The sequence below is a fragment of the Escherichia marmotae genome, assembly GCF_002900365.1.
Lineage (GTDB): Bacteria > Pseudomonadota > Gammaproteobacteria > Enterobacterales > Enterobacteriaceae > Escherichia > Escherichia marmotae.
This window is the reverse complement of record NZ_CP025979.1, coordinates 4345498-4371374: the sequence shown is the minus strand read 5'-3', so window position 1 is coordinate 4371374 and position 25877 is coordinate 4345498. Positions and strand designations below refer to the sequence as shown.

The 25877-nt window shown below is 50.6% G+C and carries 22 protein-coding genes, 4 tRNA genes and 1 pseudogene; 11 read left to right on the top strand and 16 right to left on the bottom strand.

The features are described from left to right. Window positions 1-52: 52 nt before the first annotated feature. The 3 genes and pseudogenes from proX to C1192_RS22270 form a co-directional block, all read left to right on the top strand. A complete protein-coding gene (gene proX, locus C1192_RS22275) occupies window positions 53-1045 on the top strand; it encodes a glycine betaine/L-proline ABC transporter substrate-binding protein ProX (RefSeq protein ID WP_001216516.1) in 993 nt (330 codons plus the stop codon). A gap of 75 nt (window positions 1046-1120) precedes the next feature. Further along, a complete protein-coding gene (locus C1192_RS25755; RefSeq protein WP_256734113.1) occupies window positions 1121-1252 on the top strand; it encodes a hypothetical protein in 132 nt (43 codons plus the stop codon). 57 nt (window positions 1253-1309) lie between these two features. Continuing rightward, a pseudogene (locus C1192_RS22270) lies at window positions 1310-1603 on the top strand (transposase); the annotation flags it as partial. Between the two features lie 250 nt (window positions 1604-1853). On the opposite strand, the gene C1192_RS22265 reads toward C1192_RS22270, so the two are convergent. Then, on the bottom strand, window positions 1854-3062 hold the full coding sequence (locus C1192_RS22265) for an IS256-like element IS1414 family transposase (protein ID WP_103194764.1): 1209 nt from the start codon (window positions 3060-3062) through the stop codon (window positions 1854-1856). A 96-nt stretch (window positions 3063-3158) separates the two neighbouring features. After that, window positions 3159-4487: an IS4-like element IS4 family transposase gene (locus C1192_RS22260; RefSeq protein ID WP_103194760.1), complete on the bottom strand. Its 1329-nt coding sequence runs from the start codon at window positions 4485-4487 to the stop codon at window positions 3159-3161. A 478-nt stretch (window positions 4488-4965) separates the two neighbouring features. On the opposite strand from C1192_RS22260, the gene C1192_RS22255 reads away from it, so the two are divergent. The 7 genes from C1192_RS22255 (at window position 4966) to C1192_RS22220 (ending at window position 14109) form a co-directional block, all read left to right on the top strand. Next, a complete protein-coding gene (locus C1192_RS22255) occupies window positions 4966-6150 on the top strand; it encodes an MFS transporter (RefSeq protein WP_038356019.1) in 1185 nt (394 codons plus the stop codon). A gap of 123 nt (window positions 6151-6273) precedes the next feature. After that, entirely contained in the window at window positions 6274-7011 is a 738-nt protein-coding gene (gene ygaZ / locus C1192_RS22250; protein WP_000254577.1) for an L-valine exporter subunit YgaZ, read from the top strand. Next, complete coding sequence (gene ygaH, locus C1192_RS22245) at window positions 7001-7336, top strand: L-valine transporter subunit YgaH (RefSeq protein WP_001516926.1); 336 nt, start codon at window positions 7001-7003, stop codon at window positions 7334-7336. Before ygaZ ends, ygaH begins: the two co-directional genes overlap by 11 nt. 90 nt (window positions 7337-7426) lie before the next feature. Then, complete coding sequence (emrR, locus tag C1192_RS22240; RefSeq protein ID WP_000378441.1) at window positions 7427-7957, top strand: multidrug efflux transporter EmrAB transcriptional repressor EmrR; 531 nt, start codon at window positions 7427-7429, stop codon at window positions 7955-7957. A gap of 126 nt (window positions 7958-8083) precedes the next feature. Next, window positions 8084-9256 carry a multidrug efflux MFS transporter periplasmic adaptor subunit EmrA gene (gene emrA, locus C1192_RS22230; protein ID WP_038356018.1) on the top strand — a complete coding sequence of 391 codons (1173 nt, stop codon included), beginning with the start codon at window positions 8084-8086 and terminating at the stop codon, window positions 9254-9256. Window positions 9257-9272: 16 nt separating this feature from the next. Beyond that, window positions 9273-10811 (top strand): multidrug efflux MFS transporter permease subunit EmrB, encoded by a 1539-nt coding sequence (gene emrB, locus C1192_RS22225; protein WP_001516928.1) that lies wholly within the window; start codon window positions 9273-9275, stop codon window positions 10809-10811. 718 nt (window positions 10812-11529) lie between these two features. Next, entirely contained in the window at window positions 11530-14109 is a 2580-nt protein-coding gene (locus C1192_RS22220; protein WP_370567172.1) for an autotransporter outer membrane beta-barrel domain-containing protein, read from the top strand. Between the two features lie 122 nt (window positions 14110-14231). Here C1192_RS22220 and luxS read toward each other — a convergent pair whose 3' ends face one another. The 13 genes from luxS to pncC all read right to left on the bottom strand — a co-directional run bounded on the left by luxS (window position 14232) and on the right by pncC (window position 24220). Further along, on the bottom strand, window positions 14232-14747 hold the full coding sequence (gene luxS, locus C1192_RS22215; RefSeq protein WP_001516930.1) for an S-ribosylhomocysteine lyase: 516 nt from the start codon (window positions 14745-14747) through the stop codon (window positions 14232-14234). A 149-nt stretch (window positions 14748-14896) separates the two neighbouring features. Further along, on the bottom strand, window positions 14897-16453 hold the full coding sequence (gshA, locus tag C1192_RS22210; RefSeq protein ID WP_038355656.1) for a glutamate--cysteine ligase: 1557 nt from the start codon (window positions 16451-16453) through the stop codon (window positions 14897-14899). Window positions 16454-16525: 72 nt separating this feature from the next. Then, a complete protein-coding gene (locus C1192_RS22205) occupies window positions 16526-16954 on the bottom strand; it encodes a YqaA family protein (protein WP_001287460.1) in 429 nt (142 codons plus the stop codon). Then, entirely contained in the window at window positions 16951-17517 is a 567-nt protein-coding gene (yqaB, locus tag C1192_RS22200; protein ID WP_016249107.1) for a fructose-1-phosphate/6-phosphogluconate phosphatase, read from the bottom strand. The genes C1192_RS22205 and yqaB overlap by 4 nt, the downstream gene beginning before the upstream one ends. A 277-nt stretch (window positions 17518-17794) precedes the next feature. Next, window positions 17795-17871: transfer RNA gene (locus tag C1192_RS22195), tRNA-Arg, on the bottom strand. 198 nt (window positions 17872-18069) lie between these two features. After that, window positions 18070-18146: transfer RNA gene (locus C1192_RS22190), tRNA-Arg, on the bottom strand. Window positions 18147-18345: 199 nt separating this feature from the next. Continuing rightward, a tRNA-Arg gene (locus C1192_RS22185) sits at window positions 18346-18422 on the bottom strand. A gap of 3 nt (window positions 18423-18425) precedes the next feature. Next, window positions 18426-18518 (bottom strand) — tRNA-Ser (locus C1192_RS22180). A gap of 315 nt (window positions 18519-18833) precedes the next feature. Then, a complete protein-coding gene (csrA, locus tag C1192_RS22175) occupies window positions 18834-19019 on the bottom strand; it encodes a carbon storage regulator CsrA (RefSeq protein ID WP_000906486.1) in 186 nt (61 codons plus the stop codon). A gap of 234 nt (window positions 19020-19253) precedes the next feature. Beyond that, window positions 19254-21884 (bottom strand): alanine--tRNA ligase, encoded by a 2631-nt coding sequence (gene alaS, locus C1192_RS22170; protein ID WP_016249108.1) that lies wholly within the window; start codon window positions 21882-21884, stop codon window positions 19254-19256. Window positions 21885-22013: 129 nt separating this feature from the next. Continuing rightward, window positions 22014-22514: a recombination regulator RecX gene (gene recX / locus C1192_RS22165; RefSeq protein ID WP_038355657.1), complete on the bottom strand. Its 501-nt coding sequence runs from the start codon at window positions 22512-22514 to the stop codon at window positions 22014-22016. 67 nt (window positions 22515-22581) lie between these two features. Continuing rightward, on the bottom strand, window positions 22582-23643 hold the full coding sequence (gene recA / locus C1192_RS22160; protein ID WP_001516934.1) for a recombinase RecA: 1062 nt from the start codon (window positions 23641-23643) through the stop codon (window positions 22582-22584). Window positions 23644-23722: 79 nt separating this feature from the next. Then, entirely contained in the window at window positions 23723-24220 is a 498-nt protein-coding gene (gene pncC / locus C1192_RS22155; RefSeq protein ID WP_000132228.1) for a nicotinamide-nucleotide amidase, read from the bottom strand. Window positions 24221-24401: 181 nt separating this feature from the next. Between pncC and C1192_RS22150 the strand changes: the two genes are divergently transcribed. After that, the gene (locus C1192_RS22150) at window positions 24402-24641 is read left to right on the top strand and encodes a hypothetical protein (protein WP_016249109.1); all 240 of its coding nucleotides are present in this window, start codon (window positions 24402-24404) and stop codon (window positions 24639-24641) included. 39 nt (window positions 24642-24680) lie between these two features. Here the strand turns inward: C1192_RS22150 and mltB are convergent, their stop codons facing one another. Beyond that, window positions 24681-25766, bottom strand: coding sequence for a lytic murein transglycosylase B (mltB, locus tag C1192_RS22145; RefSeq protein ID WP_010380861.1), 1086 nt, complete (start codon window positions 25764-25766; stop codon window positions 24681-24683). Window positions 25767-25877 lie beyond the last annotated feature (111 nt).

Sequence of the window (25877 nt, the reverse complement as noted above, 5' to 3'; positions counted from 1 at the left end):
CACCTGCCCGGTGACGCCGGGCATTGCCACCCTGCCAAAAAAAGGAATAACAATGCGACATAGCGTACTTTTTGCGACAGCGTTTGCCACGCTTATCTCTACACAAACTTTTGCTGCCGATCTGCCGGGCAAAGGTATTACCGTTAATCCGGTTCAGAGCACCATTACCGAAGAAACCTTCCAGACGTTGCTGGTCAGCCGTGCGCTGGAAAAATTAGGTTATACCGTCAACAAACCCAGCGAAGTGGATTACAACGTTGGTTATACGTCACTGGCTTCCGGCGATGCGACCTTTACCGCTGTGAACTGGACGCCGCTGCATGACAACATGTATGAGGCTGCCGGTGGCGATAAGAAGTTTTATCGCGAAGGGACATTTGTTAACGGCGCTGCGCAGGGATACCTGATCGATAAGAAAACGGCCGACCAGTACAAAATTACCAACATCGCGCAGCTAAAAGATCCGAAGATTGCCAAACTGTTTGATACCAACGGCGATGGCAAAGCGGATTTAACTGGCTGTAACCCCGGCTGGGGCTGCGAAGGCGCTATCAACTACCAGCTTGCCGCTTATGATCTGACGAATACCGTAACCCATAATCAGGGGAACTACGCGGCGATGATGGCCGACACCATCAGCCGTTACAAAGAGGGCAAGCCGGTGTTTTACTACACCTGGACACCGTACTGGGTGAGTAACGAACTGAAGCCGGGGAAAGATGTAGTCTGGTTGCAGGTGCCGTTCTCCGCACTGCCGGGTGATAAAAACGCCGATACCAAACTGCCGAATGGCGCAAATTACGGCTTCCCGGTTAGCACCATGCATATCGTTGCCAACAAAGCCTGGGCCGAGAAAAACCCGGCGGCAGCGAAACTGTTCGCCATTATGCAGTTGCCGGTTGCGGACATTAACGCCCAGAACGCCATTATGCATGACGGCAAAGCCTCTGAAGGCGATATTCAGGGCCACGTTGATGGCTGGATCAAAGCCCACCAGCAGCAGTTTGATGGCTGGGTGAATGAGGCGCTGGCAGCGCAAAAGTAAATATTGATAACCGCGCAGATAATGCTCATGTGAGTAAAACAATTGCAGCGATGGTTTTAATCCGGCTGAAAATCGATGAGACGTTTTCTGAAGGCCGGGGCGATGCGCGGCGAGGGCGCGTCTTACAGGGATAATGAGATGGACGCTCCAGATTTTACGGTATCAAAGTACCAGACTGGATCGTTGCAATACGTCCTGAAAAATTAGGAGCGTCCATATGAAAGTATCAACTCTTGGTATCGACCTGGCAAAGAACGTTTTTCAGCTTCATGGCTGGGGCTGACACCAAAGGAACATTCCAGCGGCGGGAAACAGCAACCGGGAGGGATCAGCAAACGTGGAGAGGGATATTTCCGATACCTGCTGGTTCACGGCGCACGCGCACTTACCGCCTGGGTCAACCGAAACGGCGCGGTTGAGGAGAATTCCTGGCTTCAGGGACTCCTTGAGCGGAAGCACTACAATGTAGCTGTTGTCGCCATGGCGGCAAAAACAGCGAGGATCATGTGGTCAATGTTGTCACACAATACTGAATATCAACCTCGGCAGCTCGCCTGACACAAGGTCAGTCAATCTGACGAGGTGCTGAAAAAAAGTTAACGTCCTGGTAGGTGCAGGTGACTTCAGAAGATGGCAAAACAGGTAAGACCGCAGGCAGGATACACCGAGAGGTAACAAGGGCAAGTTAGCCCGTAGAGGATGATTGGTACCTGCTTGGCGGATTTCATCATGGTTCGGGATAAAAATCCCATCAGAAACCTAATGCCAGTCAGTGAGCCTGTTTAAGATTCTGTGTAAATGCCTTTTCTCAGAAGTGACCGTCCAGGCGGTCACCGAACTCGATAATAAAGCGGCTCATTGCCATTCGCCAGTCCTTCAACGGCATCGTCCATTTCTGGGACGCAGACTGGATTGCCAGCCACACCACTTTTTTCACCGAGTCGTCTGTCGGGAACACTTTACGCTTTTTGAGCGCATGGCGGATCACGCTGTTTAGCGACTCGATGGCATTCGTCGTATAGATCACTTTGCGGATGTCCGTTGGATAAGCGAAGAACGTGGCAAGATTCGGCCAGTTAGCCTGCCAGCTTCGGCTTATCTGAGGATAGCGACAGTCCCAGGCCGCAGCGAACGCTTCCAGTGCCTGCTGGCCTGCCTCTTCCGTGGGAGCCTGATAAATCGCTTTCAGGTCGCGAGTGACGGCTTTGTAGTCCTTCCATGACACGAAGCGCAGGCTGTTGCGCACCATATGCACGATGCATAACTGGATGCGGGCCTTCGGATATACTGTGTTGATGGCATCCGGGAAGCCTTTCAGGCCATCCACACAGGCGATGAGGATATCGTTCAGACCGCGGTTTTTCAGTTCAGTCAGCACATTGAGCCAGAACTTCGCCCCTTCATTTTCGGCCAGCCACATACCCAGCAGTTCTTTCTGACCTTCGATATTGATGCCCAGTGCCAGGAACACCGATTTGTTGATGACGCGACTGTCCTGCCGAACTTTCAGGACGATACAGTCAAGATAAACAATGGGGTAAACAGCATCCAGTGGTCGGTTTTGCCATTCTACAACCTGCTCCATCACGGCATCGGTAACCTTTGATATCAGTGCCGGTGAAACATCTGCGTCATACAGTTCTTTGAACGCAGCAGCTATCTCACGGGTGGTCATCCCTTTGGCATACAACGAGAGGATCTGGTTATCCATCCCGGTAATACGGGTCTGATTTTTCTTTACCAGTTGTGGTTCGAAGGTACCGTCACGATCGCGCGGAGTACGCAGTTCCAGTGGACCGTCGCCTGTGATAACGGTCTTTGTGGAAAAACCGTTGCGGGAGTTAGCTCCTGGTCTGGACTGATTTTTCTCATACCCAGGATGGTGTGTCATCTCTGCATTGAGAGCGGCTTCAACGCTGAGCTTTTTCAGCAGCCGATCAAACTGACTGAGGTCTTCAGGGGTTTTGAGGTTTTTGGCCAGTTCGTTAGCCAGAGCCTGTAACTGTTTTTCGTCCATAAATTAACCTTCATTTGATGCTGGATTGAACATATCAAAATCAGGCAATTACACAAATCTATGTACAGGCTCCCAGAAAGGTGTAATGCCAGTCAGTTAAGCAACTGACTGGCTCTTTTTCGGGGCTGTGGGGTATTTCCAGGGCCTCTCCTTTACCACTCTCGGGAAGGCTCTTTCCCTTCTTGTCGGTAATTTCACAAGTTGTCCCATACTTGCAAGATCGCGCATCAGCTCCGGTATACGTCCCGGTGAAGCGCCCTGCAATGTCATCAGCATTCTCATCACCATTCCGCATGATTCTGAGAAACTCAGTTGATTCGGCCAGTAACCTTTCAGATGTTCTGCCATTTTAATCATCTGATATCTCACCAGATTATAAGCCAGTAAGACACCCCACAGCTCTTGCTCCACAAGCTCCGGCTTTTTACTTCTCAGCGTCAGCCTGCTCAGTTGCATCGTCTGTTTTATCTCCCTGTATCCCAGTTCGATTTCCCAGCGATGACTGTACAGATCCGCCATTTCTCCTCCGGGGAAGCGCATGGCGTCCGTCATCGACGTCAGCAGATGGCAGACTTTTCCTTTGCGCGTCACGGTCAGCAGGCGGGCTGTCACCTCATTTCCCAGCCCCGGCCACTTTTTTCGTGCCTGCGGGCTGGTTTTCAGCTTCACCAGATGATCGCCTTTACCCAGTTTTCTGATCTCTTCATATTGCGCTCCCTTTCTGAGAGGGATCATCCAGTGGCGGTGTTCTCCCGCCTGGCTCCAGGCATTTAACAGTCCCAGTGAGTAATAACCTTTATCCATTAACGTCAGGGTGTTATCGCCGGTTTGTTCTATAAGTTGCTCAGCAAGCTCATTTTCGCTGTTCTTCATCGTGCCGAAGGCTGCAGCCGTCAGCAGATGGCTGGTCAGTTCCATCTGGCAGACCATTTTGACCTGCGGGTAGAGCGCCGGGTTCCCGGCATGTGTCTGGCGGGGGAAGGCTGCATCGTTCTCTGGTGTATCCGGTGTGCGCCAGAACACACCATCGATGGCCAGCAGGGTCAGGCCGCACCAGTGCGGATGCGGCGTGGTGTTATGCCAGAGCTGCGCTGTTTTCGTGAACACGCGGCGGACAGCCTCACTTCCCAGACGCTGGCGGGCCTGAATAACGGCACTGGGGGCAACGAAGGGGCGATTGCCCGGCAGCATGATGTCCAGGCGATTCACAATCTGGTGAAGAGGTTCTTTACGCTCAAGCGCCATGCCAACAATACACCAGACCATCATTTCGAGGGGAAGACGGCGCTTGCGTAGCGTTACAGTACCTGATTCGGCAAGGCAACGAGAGATGAGTTCGGGGTCGAGGTAATCCCCCAGAGAAGTCAGTGGGTTACGCAGAGAATCGTAACGGGATACCAAATCAAGGGCCTGTCCAATGAGCATAAAAAAATCCGGAAACGAGTGAGCGTTTCCGGATTCTTACACAGCCACTGGATCGGTCAACTGATCCTTAACTGATCGGCATTACATCAGAAACCGGATATATGGCTGCACCTACCCGTTTTATTACATAACTGAAGAAAGCATTGCATTCCGGGAGCGTCCATATATGTTACCTCGCGCCCGTACCCGATAGCCGTAAGAAATAAGTCGAATGTACCGCGTAGCGGCGATTTTGTGCCAAAAGCCTGGGTCGCCAGGGTGGTGGCGACTGAGCCAGCCTGGCACGTTCACCAGCAAAATAGTGACAAAGTAGCTATAGTCTGGAAGTGAACGTAACATTTGCCTTAGTGACATATTTCACTTTCAAATACCCTCTCCCCATTACCCGCACATTTCAACAATCTATCTTTCATCCCATATTCATCAACATCCGCTATTATTGATTTCCAGACTAATCATCACCTGATAAACAACAATAATGACTAAAACCAATCATGAGCTTAGCCCGGCGCTGATCGTGCTGATGTCGATCGCCACCGGTCTGGCAGTCGCCAGCAACTATTACGCCCAGCCATTGCTCGACACCATCGCGCGTAACTTTTCTCTTTCCGCCAGTTCGGCGGGCTTTATTGTCACCGCCGCACAATTAGGCTATGCCGCTGGCCTGCTGTTTCTTGTCCCATTGGGCGATATGTTTGAACGCCGACGCCTGATTGTTTCCATGACCTTACTGGCTGCAGGCGGTATGTTGATCACCGCCAGCAGTCAATCACTCGCCATGATGATCCTCGGAACGGCATTAACCGGTTTATTCTCGGTCGTGGCGCAAATTCTGGTTCCACTGGCGGCAACACTGGCTTCACCAGACAAACGCGGCAAGGTGGTTGGCACCATTATGAGCGGTTTGCTACTGGGGATTTTGCTGGCACGTACCGTTGCAGGATTGCTGGCAAACCTCGGCGGCTGGCGCACCGTCTTCTGGGTCGCATCGGTGTTAATGGCACTGATGGCGCTGGCGTTATGGCGCGGCCTGCCACAAATGAAATCAGAAAACCACCTCAACTACCCACAGTTGTTAGGTTCCGTTTTCAGCATGTTTATCAGCGATAAGATCCTGCGTACCCGCGCGTTACTGGGCTGCCTGACCTTTGCCAACTTCAGCATTCTATGGACATCGATGGCTTTTTTGCTCGCCGCGCCGCCTTTTAATTACAGCGATGGCGTGATTGGTCTGTTTGGCCTTGCGGGAGCTGCCGGGGCGTTAGGCGCTCGCCCGGCGGGCGGTTTTGCCGATAAAGGAAAATCGCACCTCACAACAACGTTTGGTCTGCTGTTGTTGTTACTTTCATGGCTGTCAATCTGGTTTGGTCAAACTTCCGTACTGGCGCTGATTATCGGCATCCTGGTGCTGGATCTCACCGTCCAGGGCGTGCATATCACCAATCAAACCGTGATTTACCGTATTCACCCTGATGCGCGTAATCGCCTGACCGCAGGCTACATGACCAGTTACTTTATTGGCGGTGCTGCCGGTTCACTGATTTCTGCATCCGCCTGGCAACATGCGGGTTGGGCTGGCGTTTGTTTGGCTGGCGCGGTGATCGCCCTGGTTAACCTGGTGGTCTGGTGGCGAGGTTTTCATCGTCAGGAAGCCGCAAATTAAGCAATCAGCAACCGTTTTCGTGGCTTTACACTTATAAGGGTGTTAAGAAGCCCATCAGTCTGATAAGGTTAAGATATTCATTCAGTCTGTTTATAATATTAACAATCGTTAAGCGTACACTCTATGGTAAGCCCTACTCCTCTGCCAGCTTCTGGTCCGGCGACCTTCATGGAAGGATGCAAAGACAGTTTACCGATTGTTATTAGTTATATTCCGGTGGCTTTTGCGTTCGGTCTGAATGCAACCCGCCAGGGCTTCACTCCCCTCGAAAGTGTTTTTTTCTCCTGCATCATTTATGCAGGTGCGAGCCAGTTTGTCATTACCGCGATGCTGGCAGCCGGGAGTAGTTTGTGGATTGCTGCACTGACCGTGATGGCAATGGATGTTCGCCATGTTTTGTATGGCCCGTCACTGCGTAGCCGTATTGTTCAGCGTCTGCAAAAATCGAAAACCGCCCTGTGGGCGTTTGGCCTGACGGACGAGGTTTTTGCCGCTGCAACGGCAAAACTGGTACGTAATAATCGCCGCTGGAGCGAAAACTGGATGATCGGCATTGCCTTCAGTTCATGGTCATCGTGGGTATTTGGTACGGTAATAGGGGCATTTTCGGGCGGCGGTTTGCTGCAAGGTTATCCCGCCGTTGAAGCAGCATTAGGCTTTATGCTGCCGGCTCTCTTTATGAGTTTCCTGCTCGCCTCTTTCCAGCGCAAACAATCTCTTTGCGTTACCGCAGCGTTAGTTGGTGCCCTTGCAGGCGTAACGCTATTTTCTATTCCCGTCGCCATTCTGGCAGGCATTGTCTTTGGCTGTCTCACTGCGTTAATCCAGGCATTCTGGCAAGGAGCCGCTGATGAGCTATGAGGTTTTACTGCTTGGATTACTGGTTGGCGCGGCGAATTACTGCTTCCGCTATTTACCACTGCGCCTGCGGGTGGGTAATACCCGCCCAACCAAGCGTGGCGCGGTGGGTATTTTGCTCGACACCATTGGCATCGCCTCAATTTGCGCTCTGCTGGTTGTCTCTACCGCACCAGAAGTGATGCACGACTCACGCCGCTTCGTGCCCACACTGGTTGGTTTTGCAGTATTGGGTGGCAGTTTCTATAAAACACGCAGCATTATCGTCCCCACTCTGATAAGTGCGCTGGCCTACGGGCTGGCCTGGAAAGTGATGGCGATTATATAACCCACAAGAATCATTTTTCTAAAACAATACATTTACTTTATTTGTCACTGTCGTTACTATATCAGCTGAAATTAATGAGGTCATACCCAAATGGATAGTTCGTTTACGCCCATTGAACAAATGCTAAAATTTCGCGCCAGCCGCCACGAAGATTTTCCTTATCAGGAGATCCTTCTGACCCGTCTTTGCATGCATATGCAGAGCAAGTTGCTGGAAAACCGCAATAAAATGCTGAAGGCTCAGGGGATTAACGAGACGTTGTTTATGGCGTTGATTACGCTGGAGTCTCAGGAAAACCACAGCATTCAGCCTTCTGAATTAAGTTGTGCTCTTGGATCATCCCGTACCAATGCGACGCGTATTGCCGATGAACTGGAAAAACGCGGCTGGATCGAACGTCGTGAAAGCGATAACGATCGCCGCTGCCTGCATCTGCAATTAACGGAAAAAGGTCACGAGTTTTTGCGCGAGGTTTTACCGCCGCAGCATAACTGCCTGCATCAACTCTGGTCCGCGCTCAGCACAACAGAAAAAGATCAGCTTGAGCAAATCACCCGCAAATTGCTCTCCCGTCTCGATCAGATGGAACAAGACGGTGCGGTTCTCGAAGCGATGAGCTAACGCGTCATCTCGCTCAAAAATCCAGATTTATAAAAGAAAAACTGACCGGCCAGCATCGCAACGTGCTGGCCTTTTTGGCAAGCAGGTCGGCTCAGCCGATGAGTTAATAAGATCGTGGAGAATACTATGAGCGCAAATGCGGAGACACAAAGCCCGCAGCAACCGGTAAAGAAGAGCGGCAAACGTAAGCGTCTGCTCCTCCTTCTCACCTTGCTCTTTATTATTATTGCCGTAGCGATAGGGATTTATTGGTTTTTGGTACTGCGTCATTTCGAAGAAACTGATGACGCATACGTGGCAGGGAATCAGATTCAAATTATGTCTCAGGTGTCAGGCAGCGTGACGAAAGTCTGGGCCGATAACACCGATTTTGTAAAAGAAGGCGATGTGCTGGTCACTCTCGACCCGACTGATGCTCGCCAGGCGTTTGAAAAAGCCAAAACAGCACTGGCTTCCAGCGTACGTCAGACCCACCAACTGATGATTAACAGCAAGCAGTTGCAGGCAAATATTGAGGTGCAGAAAATCGCCCTCGCCAAAGCACAAAGCGACTACAACCGCCGCGTGCCGCTGGGTAATGCCAACCTGATTGGCCGCGAAGAGCTGCAACACGCCCGCGATGCTGTTACCTGCGCCCAGGCGCAACTGGATGTCGCCATTCAACAATACAATGCCAATCAGGCGATGATTCTGGGTACTAAACTGGAAGATCAACCGGCCGTGCAACAAGCTGCCACTGAAGTGCGCAATGCCTGGCTGGCGCTGGAACGTACCCGTATTGTCAGCCCGATGACCGGTTATGTCTCCCGCCGTGCCGTTCAACCGGGTGCGCAAATTAGCCCAACAACGCCGCTGATGGCGGTCGTTCCGGCGACTAATATGTGGGTGGATGCCAACTTTAAAGAGACCCAGATTGCCAATATGCGTATCGGCCAGCCGGTCACCATCACCACTGATATTTACGGTGATGACGTGAAATACACCGGTAAAGTGGTCGGCCTGGATATGGGTACGGGTAGCGCGTTTTCGCTGCTTCCGGCGCAAAACGCTACCGGTAACTGGATCAAAGTGGTTCAGCGTCTGCCTGTTCGCATCGAGTTGGATCAAAAGCAACTTGAGCAATATCCGCTACGGATCGGTTTATCCACACTGGTGAGCGTCAATACCACTAACCGTGACGGCCAGGTACTGGCTAACAAAGTACGTTCCACGCCGGTAGCAGTAAGTACCGCTCGTGAAATCAGCCTGGAACCCGTCAATAAACTGATCGACGATATCGTAAAAGCTAACGCTGGCTAATCCAGAGGTGCGTGTGATGCAACAGCAAAAACCGCTGGAAGGTGCGCAACTGGTCATTATGACGATTGCGCTATCGCTGGCGACATTCATGCAGGTGCTGGACTCCACCATTGCTAACGTGGCGATCCCTACTATCGCCGGAAACCTTGGCTCATCGCTCAGCCAGGGAACGTGGGTGATCACCTCCTTCGGGGTGGCGAACGCCATCTCGATCCCGCTTACCGGCTGGCTGGCGAAGCGCGTCGGGGAAGTGAAGCTGTTCCTCTGGTCGACCATCGCCTTCGCCATTGCTTCGTGGGCGTGTGGTGTTTCCAGTAGTCTGAATATGCTGATCTTCTTCCGCGTCATTCAGGGTATTGTCGCCGGGCCATTGATCCCGCTGTCACAAAGTCTATTACTGAATAACTACCCGCCAGCCAAACGTTCCATCGCACTGGCCTTGTGGTCAATGACGGTGATTGTCGCGCCTATTTGCGGCCCGATCCTCGGCGGTTATATCAGCGACAATTATCACTGGGGTTGGATCTTCTTTATCAACGTGCCAATTGGCGTGGCAGTGGTGTTGATGACGCTACAGACCTTGCGCGGACGCGAAACCCGCACCGAGCGGCGACGGATTGATGCCGTGGGGCTGGCGCTGTTAGTGATTGGTATCGGTAGCCTGCAGATTATGCTCGACCGGGGTAAAGAACTGGACTGGTTCTCATCACAGGAAATTATCATTCTCACCGTGGTGGCGGTAGTGGCTATCAGCTTCCTGATTGTCTGGGAGCTGACAGATGACAACCCAATAGTTGATCTGTCGCTGTTTAAGTCACGCAATTTTACCATTGGCTGCTTGTGTATCAGCCTCGCTTATATGCTCTACTTCGGCGCGATTGTTTTGCTGCCGCAATTGTTGCAGGAAGTCTACGGCTACACAGCAACCTGGGCAGGGTTGGCGTCTGCGCCGGTAGGGATTATCCCGGTGATCCTGTCGCCAATTATCGGTCGTTTTGCGCATAAACTGGATATGCGTCGGCTGGTAACCTTCAGCTTTATTATGTATGCCGTCTGTTTCTACTGGCGTGCTTATACCTTTGAACCCGGTATGGATTTTGGCGCGTCGGCCTGGCCGCAGTTTATCCAGGGCTTCGCGGTGGCCTGCTTCTTTATGCCGCTGACCACCATTACGCTTTCTGGTTTGCCACCTGAACGACTGGCGGCGGCGTCGAGTCTCTCCAACTTTACGCGAACGCTGGCGGGGTCTATTGGCACGTCGATAACCACTACCATGTGGACCAACCGCGAGTCGCTGCATCATGCGCAGTTGACCGAGTCGGTGAATCCGTATAACCCGAACGCCCAGGCGATGTACCATCAACTGGAGGGTCTGGGAATGACGCAACAGCAGGCTTCCGGCTGGATTGCTCAGCAGATCACCAATCAGGGGCTGATTATTTCCGCTAATGAGATCTTCTGGATGTCGGCCGGGATATTCCTCGTCCTGCTGGGACTGGTGTGGTTTGCCAGGCCGCCATTTGGCGCAGGTGGCGGCGGAGGCGGTGCGCATTAATGTTGTCAAAGGGAGCTGCGGCTCCCTTTTTATTTGCCTATTCTGCAAACGGTTGTTTTATCAATGCCAAATGATGCCATTATTCAGGGTTGCTTAATAAGCAGTTCATCAATCAAAAAAAACAGACAATATATTTATATTTTTCCTAATAGCGGCATATTTTATCTCATATTTTTATGCATTTTATCGATGTACGGAAAGCATATTTATATTATTTTTTTGACAATAATCCCGGTATTTACCAACTCTAAGTAAATGTGCAAACAATAAACATAAAATTAATTTGCCATCATTATTAAATTCAAGAAAAACATCGACAGAATATATCTTGATGATTTTTCTAACTTTTCTTTTTGTCACTTTTTACCACTTAATGTATTTAAAGATTTTTCCTATGGAAAATTATGCAACTTATTTTTTAGCACAACGCCTAAACCATCAAAACAAATTAATATTAAATTAATTACAAATTAAACTGGTTTATAAACATTGGTTTCACGCACTACTCTTCATTTGATAGAGCAGTAACCCTTTTCAGTGGTCTTAAAAATTAAGTCTTTACGTCGTTACTGTGGATTTGTTATTTATCTTAAAATAAATCATAAGGATGAGAAGGAACTTTATGAACATCAAAAAGCATCCCTTGTCAACGCTGGCAATAGCTATTTCGACCGTGTTATCAATACCCGTTTCACTGGCATGAGCACCACCTACCACTATCAGCAGCGATGTTATAATTAATAATAATGATGTCGTAACATTATCTTCATCAGAAAATAATTCGCCAGGATGGGATCAATTTCATTATCTTAATGTTGGTGCAACAAGTGAAGGAACGTTGAATATCGACGGAAGGGATCTGGCTACTGCTAAAATCACAATCGGTAATGCGACGTCAGGGACAATAAAATTAGAAAATAACTCTCATCTGACACTTAGCCATGCATCGCCTAATGAACGCGATATTTATTTGGGAACCAATGGTGGTTCGGGAACCTTAATGGTGCTTAGCGGCAGTACTATCACCGATTTAAATGAATTCAGAATCGGTGAATTTGATTACCGGGCACAAGGGCAAGTCATTATTGACGGTGCGGGTTCTTCCGTTTCTGCAACGTATGTGATGGTCGGCGATCAGGGAACAGGTAAACTCGAAATCACGCATGGCGGTCGTCTTACAGCATCAAAGGATGTGCTCATTGGTTTTACTGGAAGTACAGGGGATTTTCACGGGACTGGATACGGTGAAACGCTGGTTGATGGCGACAATTCTTCATTAACAGTGAATGAATATATCAACCTCGGGGGATTGAGTTCAGTGCAGAACGAGGCCAAGGGGATACTTACCGTTAGTAATAATGCCACGGTCAGTGCTAATCAATTTATCTGGCTTGGGATAGCAGAAACCAGCACCGGTATTCTAAACATTGGTGGAGCGCAGGGAGAAGCAGAACAGAAAGCGGGGATCATCAAGACGCCGATTATCCATATGGGAAGTAATGCCGGGGATAGTGCTGCACAAATTAATTTTAACCACTCCAGCGAAGATTTTATCCTGGCTGCAGATATAGTTGGCAAAGGCGAAGTTAACCAGGAAGGTTCCGGAGTCACGACGTTGACAGGCGCAAATACCTACTCTGGCCAAACGAATATAAATAAAGGCACCTTGCACGCCGGTGTCAACGATACCTTCAGCCCAAACTCCGATTATGTTGTCGACAGTGAAGGGAATATCGATTTAGACGGTTTTTCACAAACCTTAAATACACTGGATTTGGCGGGTACAGCAACACTATCTTCCTCAAAAAATGGCGACAAATTCACGCCTGCCACACTCACCATTAATGGCAATTACACTGCTAATAATGGTTTGTTAGTTATGCGTACCGAACTCGGCGATGATAATTCCGCGACTGATAAATTAATTGTAAAAGGCAACACGTCTGGTCATACCCGTGTGAGTGTTAGTAATGCCGGTGGTCAGGGAGCCGATACGCTTGAAGGGATCCGCATTATTGAAATAACTGGCGCATCAGAGGGAACGTTTAGTAAAGAAGGTCGTATTGTTGCCGGTCCCTATGACTACAACGTGGTAAAAAGCGACAACCAGAACTGGTTTTTAACCAGTGAAATTCCCGCAGGACCGTATACCCCACCGGAACTGCCCGTCATCCCGGAACCAGACCCTGAGCCACCTGTAACACCAGCCCCCCCTGTAACACCAGCCCCCCCTGTAACACCAGAACCGCCTGTAACACCAGAACCGCCTGTGACACCGGAGCCACCTGTTACGCCATCTGTTCCACAACCAGAACGAAAACATCTGTATCGCCCGGAAATTGGCAGTTATCTGGCCAATATTCAGGCGGCAAATACGCTGTTTAATACCCGACTGCATGACCGTCTGGGGGAAACACAATACACCGACCTGCTGACCGGCGAGCAGAAAGTGACCAGTCTGTGGATGCGTAACATTGGCGGACATAATCGCTTTAAAGATCGTTCGGATGAATTGAGCACCCAGAGCAACCGTTATGTTCTGCAACTGGGCGGTGACCTCGCACAATGGAGCACTAATGACCTTGATCGCTGGCATCTCGGCTTAATGGCTGGCTATGCCAACAGCAAGAGTCACACCCATTCCAACCTGACCGGGTACAGCTCACGTGGGCAAATCGACGGCTACAGTGTGGGGGTGTATGGCACCTGGTACGCTAACGAAGCGGACAAAACCGGGACTTATGTTGATAGCTGGTTGCTCTATAACTGGTTTGATAACACCGTCTCCGGCGAGTACCTGCCGGGTGAGAAATATCACTCTGACGGCATCACCGCTGCCATTGAAGCGGGTTATACCTTCCGTCTTGGTGAAAGCGCCGATGCGCGTACCAGCTACTGGTTGCAGCCAAAAATGCAACTGACGTGGATGGATGTGAAGGCAGACAATCATACTGAAGACAATGGCACTCTGGTTGAGGACAGCACCGAAGGCAACCTACAAACGCGTCTGGGGGTGAAAGCGTATCTGCAAGGCCATAATGCTCTTGATGAGCATAAAGAGCGTTCCTTCCAGCCTTTTGTGGAAGCCAACTGGATTTATAACTCCCGCAATTACAGTGTGAAGATGGATGGCATCAGCGATGAAATCATCGGTGCGCGTAACATCGGTGAGTTAAAAGTCGGGGTGGAAGGTCAGCTTAATCCGCGTCTGCAACTGTGGGGCAACGTCGCCCAGCAGTTGGGTGACAACGGTTACAGCGATACCCAGGGAATGCTGGGCATGAAATATCTCTTTTAATGCCACTTTGCCGCCCGTCGCGGTATACGGGTGGCGCGCTCCCTGCATCAACCTGATAAGCGTAGCGCATCAGGCAAGCCGGACGGTGCTACTGCATGTCCGGCTTCTTCTGCTTAAACTGACTAGATGTGCAGTTCCTGTAATTTCTCTTTCGGCAACGCCAGCTCTTCGTTGCTGTTGATACGCACACCACGTTCCAGGATGCTACGTGCAATATCCTGCGCTTCCTGCAACGAGTGCATCTGGTAAGTGCCACACTGGTAGACATTCAGTTCCGGGATCTGATTCTGATCCTGCACTTTCAGTACATCTTCCATTGCCGCTTTCCAGGCATCAGCGACACGCTTCTCATCTGGCGTACCAATCAGACTCATATAGAAACCGGTGCGACAACCCATTGGCGAGATATCGATGATCTCAACGCCGTTGCCGTTAAGATGGTTGCGCATAAAACCAGCAAACAGATGCTCCAGAGTATGGATACCTTTTTCTGGCATTACTTCTTTGTTCGGCACGCAAAAACGCAGATCGAACACAGTGATTGCGTCGCCATGCGGGGTGTTCATTGTTTTCGCCACCCGAACTGCAGGCGCTTCCATCCGGGTATGATCGACTGTGAAGCTATCTAACAACGGCATTTAGCCACCTCCGGTAATTTTTTTTAAAATATTCTGAACTCTTTGTTCCCAGGCGAGTCTGAGTATATGAAAGACGCGCATTTGTTATCATCATCCCTGAATTCAGAGATGAAATTTTGGCCACTCACGAGTGGCCTTTTTCTTTTCTGTCAGGCGTGTTTTTCCAGCCACACCTTGAACGGTTCGGTATCTGCAGCTTCCATTTCCTGCTGACGGCGTTTAGACGCTTCGCGTTCGGCAATAAAATCCTCTTCACGCAGAATTTCCAACGGCTCTTCACGCAGCAAATTGCGGTAAGTCTCACCAAATGCTTTACCAGTTCCGCCAATGCCAGTATCAATCATAGACCGTAAGATACGGGCAGAGAAAGTCAGATCGGGATTATCAAAGCAGGCTACCAGCTCATCACACACTTTCTGATACGCTTCGCCGCCGTTAATGCTGTCCAGGGTTTGCGCAACACGTTTCAGATCCCGGAACAGATCTTTGCCCACCTGCGGCAGCGGGAATTGTGCAGTTTCACAGCCAATTCCCAGCGTCAGCCCCGGCTTACGCCCTTCAAGGATCACCCGGTTCCAGTTAACGCGTGTACAGGCAAGTTCGCTACTGCTCATTTCCGGCGCGTCAGCTAACGCACACCAGACCATAAACAGGTCGAGGAAACGCACCTGCTGCTCATCAACACCTATCGGTGAGAAGGGGTTGATATCCAGCGAACGCACTTCGATATATTCAATGCCGCCGCGCAACAGCGCATCAGAAGGCGACTCACCGCTGCGAGTAACGCGTTTCGGTCGAATCGGCGCATACAGTTCATTTTCAATCTGCAGTACGTTACTGTTGATTTGCAGTCGCTTGCCGTCTTTCTCAAGACCAATCTTCGCGTACTCTTCCGACGGCGTTTTAATTGCCCGCTTCAGACCAGCTACGTACTCGTAGAGATCGTTAAAGGTAATACCAAGATTACTTTGCGATTTATTGGTATAGCCCAGATCGCTCAAACGAAGAGAGGTCGCATACGGAAGGTAGTACATGCCACTCTCGGTTTTCTCAAACGGTAGCGACGTCGGTTTACCTTGCAGGAAAGAAGAACAAATCGCCGGGGAAGCGCCAAACAAATACGGGATAACCCAACCGAAACGATAGTAGTTACGGATAGCACGGAAGTAGCCCGCTGAGATTTTCTCTTTGGCGTCAACGCCCGAGATATCACCACACTTCGCCTGCCAGAATGCCATTGGTAAAGAGAAGTTGTAGTGTACGCCGGAGATGGTTTGCATCAGCGCGCCATAGCGATTTTTCAGCCCTTCACGGTACAGCGTTTTAAAGCGACCGGTATTGGAAGTGCCATACTGCGCCAGTTCGATATCCTGACCTTCCGCGATGTAACATGGCATACTTAACGGCCACATCCGCTCATCGCCAATGTTACGCGCGGTATAGCGATGCAAATCGCGCATAAAGGTCAGCATATGTTCAATATCGCCATCGACCGGCGTAATAAATTCCAGCAACGCTTCGGCAAAATCGGTCGTGATCCATTTATGCGTCAGTGCGGAACCTAATGCTTCAGGATGACCCGTTGTTGCTAGTGTGCCATCTGGATTAACACGTAAAGTTTCGCGCTCAAGACCGCGCTGTATCCCCGTTAATGCCTGAGGATGTTTTTCCAGCCAGGCCAGCGCCTGTGATACGTCCGGGATCAAATTGACCTCCCGCCTGTCAAAATCGTTTTAATTAGCATAACTGTAATGGTGGCCATGTGTGCAGGCCTACAATTAGTGCCACCACATCATGCCCTGAACGGTGGCTACTGCAACCGCAACGTAGCGCAACGCTTTACCAAGGCACAAAAAAAAGATTACTGGTCCCCACGAGATGCGCATCCATCCCGCTAACAGACACAGTAAGTCGCCAATCACTGGCATCCAGCTTAATAAGAGTGTGACTGCGCCATAGCGTTTCAGCCAGCCAATGGCTTCTTCTTGCCAGCGCGATGTTTTGCGCAATGGAAAGAAACGCCCAAGGATAACGTTAGTTAACCCTCCAAGGCTATTACCCATTGTTGCTGTTAATACTAAAACCCAGGGATGACTCACCCCAGAAAGTAACATTGCCACCAGCACAACTTCCGAATTGCCGGGTAATAGTGTAGCGCTGAGAAAACTACTGGCAAACAACGAGAAGAGCGATAGCGCCTCACTCACAACAAGCGAACATCCACAACGTCCATGCCTGCGGCGCGAGCAGCCTGAATACCGAAATCAGCATCTTCAAAGACCACGCACTGTGTTGGTTGCACTCCCATACGCTGTGCGCACAACAAAAATGTGTCTGGCGCAGGTTTATGATGTTTGACGTGATCGGCAGCAACGACGGCGTCAAAATAACGGCGCAATCCCAGGTGCGCCAGCAATGCCTCAGCGATGGCACTTTCACTCCCCGTACCGACAGCCATTGGGCGACGACCATGCCAACTCTTCACTACGTCAACAAGAGGAAGCGGCTCGACGCTATCCAGCAGCATGCTTCTTACCGCCTCTGTTTTTTCACGCGCCAGAGCATGTGGGTCGAGATCGGCCTGGTTCAACTCAATGATCGCCTGGGCAATACGCCAGGTAGGCGAACCATTAAGTGCGATCATGGCCTGTACATCGTACTGAAGACCGTAACGTCCTAATACTTCGCGCCACGCTTTACGGTGCGTAGGCTCGGTATCCAGAATGGTGCCATCCATATCAAATATTAAACCAGCATAACGCTCGTACATGGCCTTCTCACAAATCGAAAAATATGACGCTACTTTAGCGTAATTGCTTGATTTTGTCGCTGATGGCGAAGGGGAAGATTATTCAGGAAATGGATAAAATCGTCATTTAGAAATGAAATATTTTTGAGGGGATCTTTTGGAGAAGATGGTGCATCCGGGAGGATGACTCACTGGCGTTCGCCCTTCGGGCCGTTGCTGGCGCAACGTTATCCTCCCTGGTGCTTGCGTCAATTTTGCAGACCATGAAGATTATCAATCGTGGATAATACGAAGAGAATGGTGCATCCGGGAGGATTCGAACCTCCGACCGCTCGGTTCGTAGCCGAGTACTCTATCCAGCTGAGCTACGGATGCATCGGGAAAGCTTATTTTACTGCTGATATTGATATCGCTACTAAAGCCATATCAAGCAAGAGATGGTGCATTCGGGAGGATTACTCGCCTTGCGGCTCGCCCTTCGGGCCGTTGCTAAAGCAACATTATCCTCCCTGGTGCCTGCGGTTAGTACCACCACCTCTTCGATACCTTCATCGCTGAAGGTTACGGAGAACATGGTGCATCCGGGAGGATTCGAACCTCCGACCGCTCGGTTCGTAGCCGAGTACTCTATCCAGCTGAGCTACGGATGCATCGGGAAACTTACTTTACTGCAGATTTTTTGACACCGCTGCTAAAGCCGTATCAAGCAAGAGATGGTGCATCCGGGAGGATTACTCGCCTTGTGGCTCGCCCTTAGGGTCGTTGCTAAAGCAACGTTATCCTCCCTGGTGCCTGCGGTTAGTACCGCCACCTCTTCGATACCTTCATCGCTGAAGGTTACGGAGAATATGGTGCATCCGGGAGGATTCGAACCTCCGACCGCTCGGTTCGTAGCCGAGTACTCTATCCAGCTGAGCTACGGATGCAAATGGCGGTGAGGCGGGGATTCGAACCCCGGATGCAGCTTTTGACCGCATACTCCCTTAGCAGGGGAGCGCCTTCAGCCTCTCGGCCACCTCACCACACGCCTCTTACGAGTGCTTCGAAGAACTTGTTTATCGCTCATCGTCGCTGCGTGGCGCACATATTACTTTCTGAGACTTATAAGTCAAACAATTTTTCCCACACTTTTATCGTTTGCACACTTCACGCTCAATTAGTCTGTAAAAACGCCAAAAAGAGTGTTTTATCAACAGAAAAACGGGCATCTGAAAGGTAGCGGTAATACAGAAAAAGGGAGACTAAAGATGAATGAACGGGTGTAACGCGAAAAGAAAATGAAGTGAAGGAGAAATTTTGAGGGTGCGTCTCACCGTTAAAGATGAGACGCGGAAAGATTAGTAACTGGACTGCTGGGATTTTTCAGCCTGGATACGCTGGTAGATCTCTTCACGGTGAACAGAAACTTCCTTCGGGGCATTTACGCCAATACGTACCTGGTTGCCCTTTACCCCTAAAACTGTCACGGTGACCTCATCCCCAATCATGAGGGTCTCACCAACTCGACGAGTCAGAATCAGCATTCTTTGCTCCTTGAAAGATTAAAAGAGTCGGGTCTCTCTGTATCCCGGCATTATCCATCATATAACGCCAAAAAGTAAGCAATGACAAACACATTACATGTAAGCAGTCATGGCATTACATTCTGTTAAACCTAAGTTTAGCCGATATACACAACTTCAACCTGACTTTATCGTTGTCGATAGCGTTGATGCGAATGCCGCAGACTCACTCTGCGGCATTGCCTGACGCTTATATTATTGCAATTTCGCGCTGACCCAGCCTTTCACACTGGCTAACGCTGCAGGTAAGGCCGCAGCATCCGTACCACCGGCTTGCGCCATGTCAGGACGTCCACCCCCCTTGCCGCCCACCTGCTGAGCGACCATACCAATCAGTTCCCCTGCTTTCACACGATCTGTGACGTCCTTAGATACGCCTGCAATCAGAGAAACCTTACCTTCGGCTACCGTTGCCAGCACGATAATTGTCGACCCCAGCTGATTTTTTAAATCGTCAACCATGGTACGTAACATTTTCGGCTCAACACCGCGAAGCTCGCTAACCAACAGCTTAACACCATTAACATCAATTGCCTTACTGGAAAGATTCGCACTCTCCTGCGCAGCAGCCTGTTCTTTAAGCTGTTGTAACTCTTTTTCCAACTGACGCGTACGTTCCAGCACTGAACGCACTTTATCAACCAGATTGTTGCTATCGCCTTTCAGCAGATGCGCGACTTCGCTTAAGCGATCGCTGTCCGCATGAACAGTGGTGATAGCACCTTCTCCGGTTACCGCTTCGATACGGCGAACGCCTGCAGCAGTACCCGATTCAGAGATGATGCGGAACAGGCCGATATCACCGGTGCGGCTGGCGTGAGTACCGCCACACAGCTCGGTAGAGAAATCGCCCATGCTCAGCACACGTACGCGTTCATCATACTTCTCACCGAACAACGCCATCGCGCCTTTCGCTTTAGCCGCCTCAAGATCCATGATGTTGGTTTCGATCGGCAGGTTGCGACGAATCTGTGCGTTCACCAGGTCTTCGACCGCTCGAATCTCTTCAGGTTTCATCGCTTCGTTATGCGAGAAGTCGAAACGCAGCACTTTGTCGTTAACCAAAGAACCTTTCTGGGAGACATGAGTACCCAGAACCTGGCGCAATGCAGCGTGCATCAGGTGCGTTGCGGAGTGGTTCAGACGAATACGGGCGCGGCGCGCTTCATCAACATCAGCCTGCACCGCGTCGCCCACTTTCAGAGAACCCGCAGCAAGTTTACCGATGTGACCTATCGCCTGGCCGTATTTTTGAGTGTCTTCCACCGCAAAAGAGAAGCTTGCGCCTTTCAGTTCGCCTTTATCGCCAACCTGGCCGCCTGATTCTGCATAGAATGGCGTTTGATCCAGTACGACAACCGCTTCCTGGCCTGCATTGATTGCATCAACAGCTTTGCCATCAACAAACAGTGCAGTCACTTTGCCGTTCAGTTCCAGATGGTCATAGCCTTTAAATTCAGAAGCGCTATCAACACGGATCATCGCGTTGTAATCAGCGCCAAAGCCACTGGCTTCACGTGCGCGACGGCGCTGCTCTTCCATTGCTGCTTCAAAACCGGCTTCATCGACTTTGATGTTGCGCTCACGACAAACGTCAGCCGTCAGGTCAACCGGGAAACCGTAGGTATCGTACAGACGGAAAGCCGTTTCGCCATCCAGCGTATCACCAGAAAGTTTCGCTAACTCTTCGTCCAGCAACGCCAGACCGCGCTCCAAAGTACGCGCAAACTGCTCTTCTTCAGTTTTCAGCACCTGCTCAACCAGCGCCTGCTGGCGTTTCAGGTCTTCACCCGCAGAGCCCATAACGTCGATCAGCGGACCAACCAGTTTGTAGAAGAAGGTTTCTTTCGCGCCCAGCATATTGCCGTGACGTACCGCGCGACGAATGATACGACGCAGTACATAACCACGGTTTTCATTGGATGGCATGACACCATCTGCAATCAGGAATGCGCAGGAACGAATGTGGTCAGCGATAACACGCAGCGATTTGTTGCTCAGATCGGTCGCGCCAGTGACTTTTGCAACCGCCTGAATCAGCGTGCGGAACAGGTCAATGTCATAGTTAGAGTTAACGTGTTGCAGCACCGCAGCAATTCGCTCCAGCCCCATACCGGTATCAACAGACGGCTTCGGAAGCGGTTCCATAGTGCCATCGGCCTGGCGGTTGAACTGCATGAAGACGATGTTCCAGATCTCAATGTAACGGTCGCCGTCTTCTTCTGCGCTTCCCGGAGGGCCACCCCAGATATGGTCGCCGTGATCATAGAAAATTTCGGTGCACGGGCCGCACGGACCAGTGTCGCCCATCTGCCAGAAGTTGTCAGATGCGTATGGCGCACCTTTGTTATCACCGATGCGAATAATACGTTCGCGTGGGATCCCAACTTCTTTTTCCCAGATTTCGTAGGCTTCGTCGTCGCTTTCATAGACGGTAACCCACAGACGCTCTTTCGGCAGGGCAAACCATTTTTCGCTGGTCAGCAATTCCCATGCAAACTGAATAGCATCGTGTTTGAAATAGTCACCGAAGCTGAAGTTGCCCAGCATTTCGAAGAAGGTGTGATGGCGTGCGGTGTAACCGACGTTTTCCAGGTCGTTGTGTTTACCACCCGCACGCACGCAGCGTTGGGAAGTGGTAGCGCGGGAATAATTACGCTTGTCGAGCCCAAGGAACACATCCTTGAACTGGTTCATCCCGGCGTTGGTAAACAACAAAGTTGGGTCGTTATGGGGAACCAGGGAACTGCTGGCAACTACCTGATGCCCCTTACTGTGGAAAAAGTCGAGAAACGCCTGACGGATCTCAGCGGTGCTCTTGCTCATAATTATCCTGAAATCAAGCTAAAGAAATATCGCTACCAGCAGCAACGTGTTGTTAACCGCCGGGCTGGTAACTGAAAAAGTGGGAATAAGATAAGTTTTCTTGACTGGGAAGTAAAATACCGTATGCGTTCAGTCGGCAAAATTTCGCCAAATCTCCTGGATATCTTCCATCAGATAGCCACGATAGAGCAGAAAACGCTGGATCTTAACTTTTTCTGAAAAGATGGTTGGCAAAGGTTCACCATATTTTCGCGTCGCTTGATCACGCGCCAGCGCGCACCAGTCGATGTCACATTCACGCATCGCTTTTTCTGTCGCCTCTCGGGAGAGCCCTTTCTGGCTCAGTTCCTGACGAATACGTGCCGGTCCATATCCTTTGCGACTGCGACTGGCGATAAAGCGTGCAACAAAGCGGCTGTCATCAAGATAACCGTGTTCATGACACCAGGCGATAACACGCTCATAATCTTCTGCCGTGGCATCAATCTCTTCCGGGCCATTTTTGCCAATAATCGGTGCGGCAAGTTTACGGCGCAGTTCCTGCTCACTGTGATCACGTACCGCCAGAATACGTACCGCGCGATCCAACAGGCGAGTATATATCGGGCGACGGGGCGTTAATTCGGTCATGGCATCCCCTTAAAACTTAAAAAGCAAAAGGGCCGCAGATGCGACCCTTATGTATCAAACAAGACGATTAAAAATCTTCGTTCGTTTCTGCTACACCTTCGCTGTCATCAACAGAGAAATCTGGCGTTGCATTTGGGTTGCTCAGCAGCAACTCACGCACTTTCTTCTCGATCTCTTTCGCAGTTTCCGGGTTGTCTTTCAGCCATGCTGTCGCATTTGCTTTACCCTGGCCGATCTTCTCGCCTTTATAGCTGTACCATGCACCCGCTTTCTCGATCAGCTTCTCTTTCACGCCCAGGTCAACCAGTTCGCCGTAGAAGTTGATGCCTTCGCCGTAGAGGATTTGGAATTCAGCCTGTTTAAACGGCGCAGCGATTTTGTTCTTCACAACTTTCACGCGAGTTTCGCTACCCACCACGTTTTCGCCCTCTTTCACCGCGCCAATACGGCGGATATCGAGACGAACAGAAGCGTAGAATTTCAGCGCATTACCACCGGTAGTGGTTTCAGGGTTACCGAACATCACGCCAATTTTCATACGGATCTGGTTGATGAAAATCAGCAACGTGTTGGATTGCTTCAGGTTACCCGCCAGCTTACGCATCGCCTGGCTCATCATACGTGCCGCAAGGCCCATATGAGAGTCACCAATTTCGCCTTCGATTTCTGCTTTCGGCGTCAGCGCCGCAACGGAGTCAACAACGATAACATCTACCGCGCCAGAACGTGCCAGAGCGTCACAGATTTCCAGAGCCTGCTCACCAGTGTCCGGTTGAGAGCACAGCAGATTATCAATATCGACGCCCAGTTTACGTGCATAGACTGGGTCCAGCGCGTGTTCAGCATCGATAAACGCACAGGTTTTACCTTCACGCTGCGCAGCGGCAATCACCTGTAACGTCAGCGTGGTTTTACCGGAAGATTCCGGCCCGTAGATTTCGACGATACGGCCCATCGGCAGACCACCTGCCCCAAGCGCGATATCCAGTGAAAGCGAACCGGTAGAGATGGTTTCCACATCCATGGAACGGTCTTCACCCAGGCGCATGATGGAGCCTTTACCAAATTGTTTCTCAATCTGGCCCAGTGCTGCCGCCAACGCTTTCTGTTTGTTTTCGTCGATAGCCATTTTTACTCCTGTCATGCCGGGTAATACCGGATAGTCAATATGTTCTGTTGAAGCAATTATACTGTATACTCATACAGTATCAAGTGTTTTGTAGAAATTGTTGTCGCAACGTCTGTAATGCATAAGCCGTCGCCTGACGTCGTACTGCATCACGGTCACCGCTGAAGCATTCCCGGCGGGTAATGCCTTCGCCGCTGGCAGAAGCAAACGCAAACCAGACGGTGCCTACAGGCTTCTCTTCACTGCCGCCATCCGGTCCGGCAATGCCGCTGATAGACACGGCATAATCAGCTCGAGCCGCTTTCAGTGCACCAATTGCCATTTCCACCACGACGGGTTCACTCACCGCGCCATGCTGCGCCAGCGTCTCTTCACGTACGCCGATCATCTGCGCTTTAGCCTCGTTACTGTAGGTGACAAATCCGCGTTCAAACCAGGCGGAACTGCCAGCAATATCGGTAATAACTTTCGCGACCCAACCGCCGGTACAAGACTCAGCGGTTGTGACGGTTGCGCCACGGGCTTTCAGTGCCAGCCCGACCTGTTCACTCAATTGCATCAATTCACTGTCAGTCATCACAACCTCTGTCAGTCAAAAATTTATGCCGGACAAGATAGCACTTTCCCGCAGAAGATGGGGACGAGCGATTCATTTTACGAGTCGCATTCCGAAATAAGACTGTTACGACCAACCGGTAAAGAAAAAAGGCTACCATGCCGCGTTCACATTGATATGTATTCACAGGGAGAGAAAAGCAATGGCAACAAAGAAAACGGATAACACCCCACAAAACGTGCTCAAACAGACCACGCAAATGCGCATGTGGGTCACCATTGGCGGCATCAGCGCCCTGGTTGCAGTGGTATGTAAGATTTTATCTTCTGGCTATCTTGAACCTTTCGACTTCGGTCAGGCTGCATTAGGCGTTGTCTGCCTGGGATATACGATATCGCTGTCGAAAAAAATCAAGCAATTACGTAATTCGAATAAACAGTAATAAAGCAGAGGGAAGTTTAAACTCCCCTCTTGTCAGTTGTTACTGTACGCGCGCCAGCGCCACAGCCTGTCCTAACTGCCAGACTGCCATTGCATAATGGGTGCTGTGGTTGTAACGAGTAATGGTGTAGAAGTTCGGCAGACCATACCAGTACTGGTAACCCGTCCCAACATCCAGACGCAGCAAGCTGGCCTGCTGATGATTCCCCAACGGCTGCTGCGGCGTCAAACCTGCCGCAGCAAGCTGCGAAACGCTGTACTTAGTTTTGAAACCATTTGGTAAACCTGGTGCCTGGCCGTTTGCCATCACCGCCACCAGGTCACCTTTCACCCAGCCGTGCGCTTTGAAATAGTTTGCCACACTACCAATAGCATCAACCGGATCCCACAGGTTGATATGACCATCACCGCTAAAGTCCACGGCGTATTGTTTGTAAGACGATGGCATAAACTGTCCATAGCCCATCGCTCCGGCAAAGGAACCTTTCAGATTGAGCGGATCATCCTGCTCATCGCGCGCCATTAGCAGGAAGGTTTCCAGTTCGCCAGAGAAATATTCCGCGCGGCGTGGGTAGTTAAATGACAGCGTTGCCAGCGCATCAAGGATGCGGGTTTTACCCATCACGCGTCCCCAGCGGGTTTCGACGCCAATAATTCCGACGATAATTTCTGGCGGTACACCATATACCTGCCACGCGCGATTCAGCGCATCTTCATATTGATTCCAGAAAACCACGCCGTTCTGCACGTTATCCGGAGTAATAAATTTTTTGCGATAACGCAGCCATGCACCGTTCGGGCCTGATGGCGGCTGCACCGATGTGGTCGGTGCCTGGTTATCCATCAACCGCAGTACCGAATCCAGACGTTTCGCCTGGGAAAGGATTTCTTGCAGTTGCTGACGATCGAAGCCGTGTTTGCTCACCATTTTATCGATGAACTGCTGGGCATTCGGGTTGTTGGCGAAGTCACCGCCCATCTGCATCACATTGTGCTGCGGCTCAAGCAGGAAGCCGCCAGACGGCGTTCCGGTGGTCGTTTCAGTCTCGGTAGGTTTTGGCTTGCTGCTGCAGGCGGCAAGCAACACAAAAAGGGGAAGCAATGTTACATAACGACGCTTGAACATGAGGAGTCCATTTAACAGATTCAACCTGGGGCAAGTATGGTAAAGCATCGCGCCCTGCACAAGGAAGCGGTAGTCGCTCCCCGATACGGACTTTACATAACTCAAATACCC

Coding starts and splice junctions, on each gene's coding strand:
- recX (WP_038355657.1), bottom strand. CDS start 22,514: ATGACCGAATTAACGCCCCGTCGCCCGATATATACTCGCCTGTTGGAT.
- C1192_RS22150 (WP_016249109.1), top strand. CDS start 24,402: ATGGCAACAAAGAAAACGGATAACACCCCACAAAACGTGCTCAAACAG.
- recA (WP_001516934.1), bottom strand. CDS start 23,643: ATGGCTATCGACGAAAACAAACAGAAAGCGTTGGCGGCAGCACTGGGC.
- csrA (WP_000906486.1), bottom strand. CDS start 19,019: ATGCTGATTCTGACTCGTCGAGTTGGTGAGACCCTCATGATTGGGGAT.
- alaS (WP_016249108.1), bottom strand. CDS start 21,884: ATGAGCAAGAGCACCGCTGAGATCCGTCAGGCGTTTCTCGACTTTTTC.
- proX (WP_001216516.1), top strand. CDS start 53: ATGCGACATAGCGTACTTTTTGCGACAGCGTTTGCCACGCTTATCTCT.
- C1192_RS22265 (WP_103194764.1), bottom strand. CDS start 3,062: ATGGACGAAAAACAGTTACAGGCTCTGGCTAACGAACTGGCCAAAAAC.
- C1192_RS22260 (WP_103194760.1), bottom strand. CDS start 4,487: ATGCTCATTGGACAGGCCCTTGATTTGGTATCCCGTTACGATTCTCTG.
- ygaZ (WP_000254577.1), top strand. CDS start 6,274: ATGGTAAGCCCTACTCCTCTGCCAGCTTCTGGTCCGGCGACCTTCATG.
- pncC (WP_000132228.1), bottom strand. CDS start 24,220: ATGACTGACAGTGAATTGATGCAATTGAGTGAACAGGTCGGGCTGGCA.
- emrR (WP_000378441.1), top strand. CDS start 7,427: ATGGATAGTTCGTTTACGCCCATTGAACAAATGCTAAAATTTCGCGCC.
- ygaH (WP_001516926.1), top strand. CDS start 7,001: ATGAGCTATGAGGTTTTACTGCTTGGATTACTGGTTGGCGCGGCGAAT.
- C1192_RS25755 (WP_256734113.1), top strand. CDS start 1,121: ATGAGACGTTTTCTGAAGGCCGGGGCGATGCGCGGCGAGGGCGCGTCT.
- C1192_RS22255 (WP_038356019.1), top strand. CDS start 4,966: ATGACTAAAACCAATCATGAGCTTAGCCCGGCGCTGATCGTGCTGATG.
- luxS (WP_001516930.1), bottom strand. CDS start 14,747: ATGCCGTTGTTAGATAGCTTCACAGTCGATCATACCCGGATGGAAGCG.
- emrA (WP_038356018.1), top strand. CDS start 8,084: ATGAGCGCAAATGCGGAGACACAAAGCCCGCAGCAACCGGTAAAGAAG.
- emrB (WP_001516928.1), top strand. CDS start 9,273: ATGCAACAGCAAAAACCGCTGGAAGGTGCGCAACTGGTCATTATGACG.
- mltB (WP_010380861.1), bottom strand. CDS start 25,766: ATGTTCAAGCGTCGTTATGTAACATTGCTTCCCCTTTTTGTGTTGCTT.
- yqaB (WP_016249107.1), bottom strand. CDS start 17,517: ATGTACGAGCGTTATGCTGGTTTAATATTTGATATGGATGGCACCATT.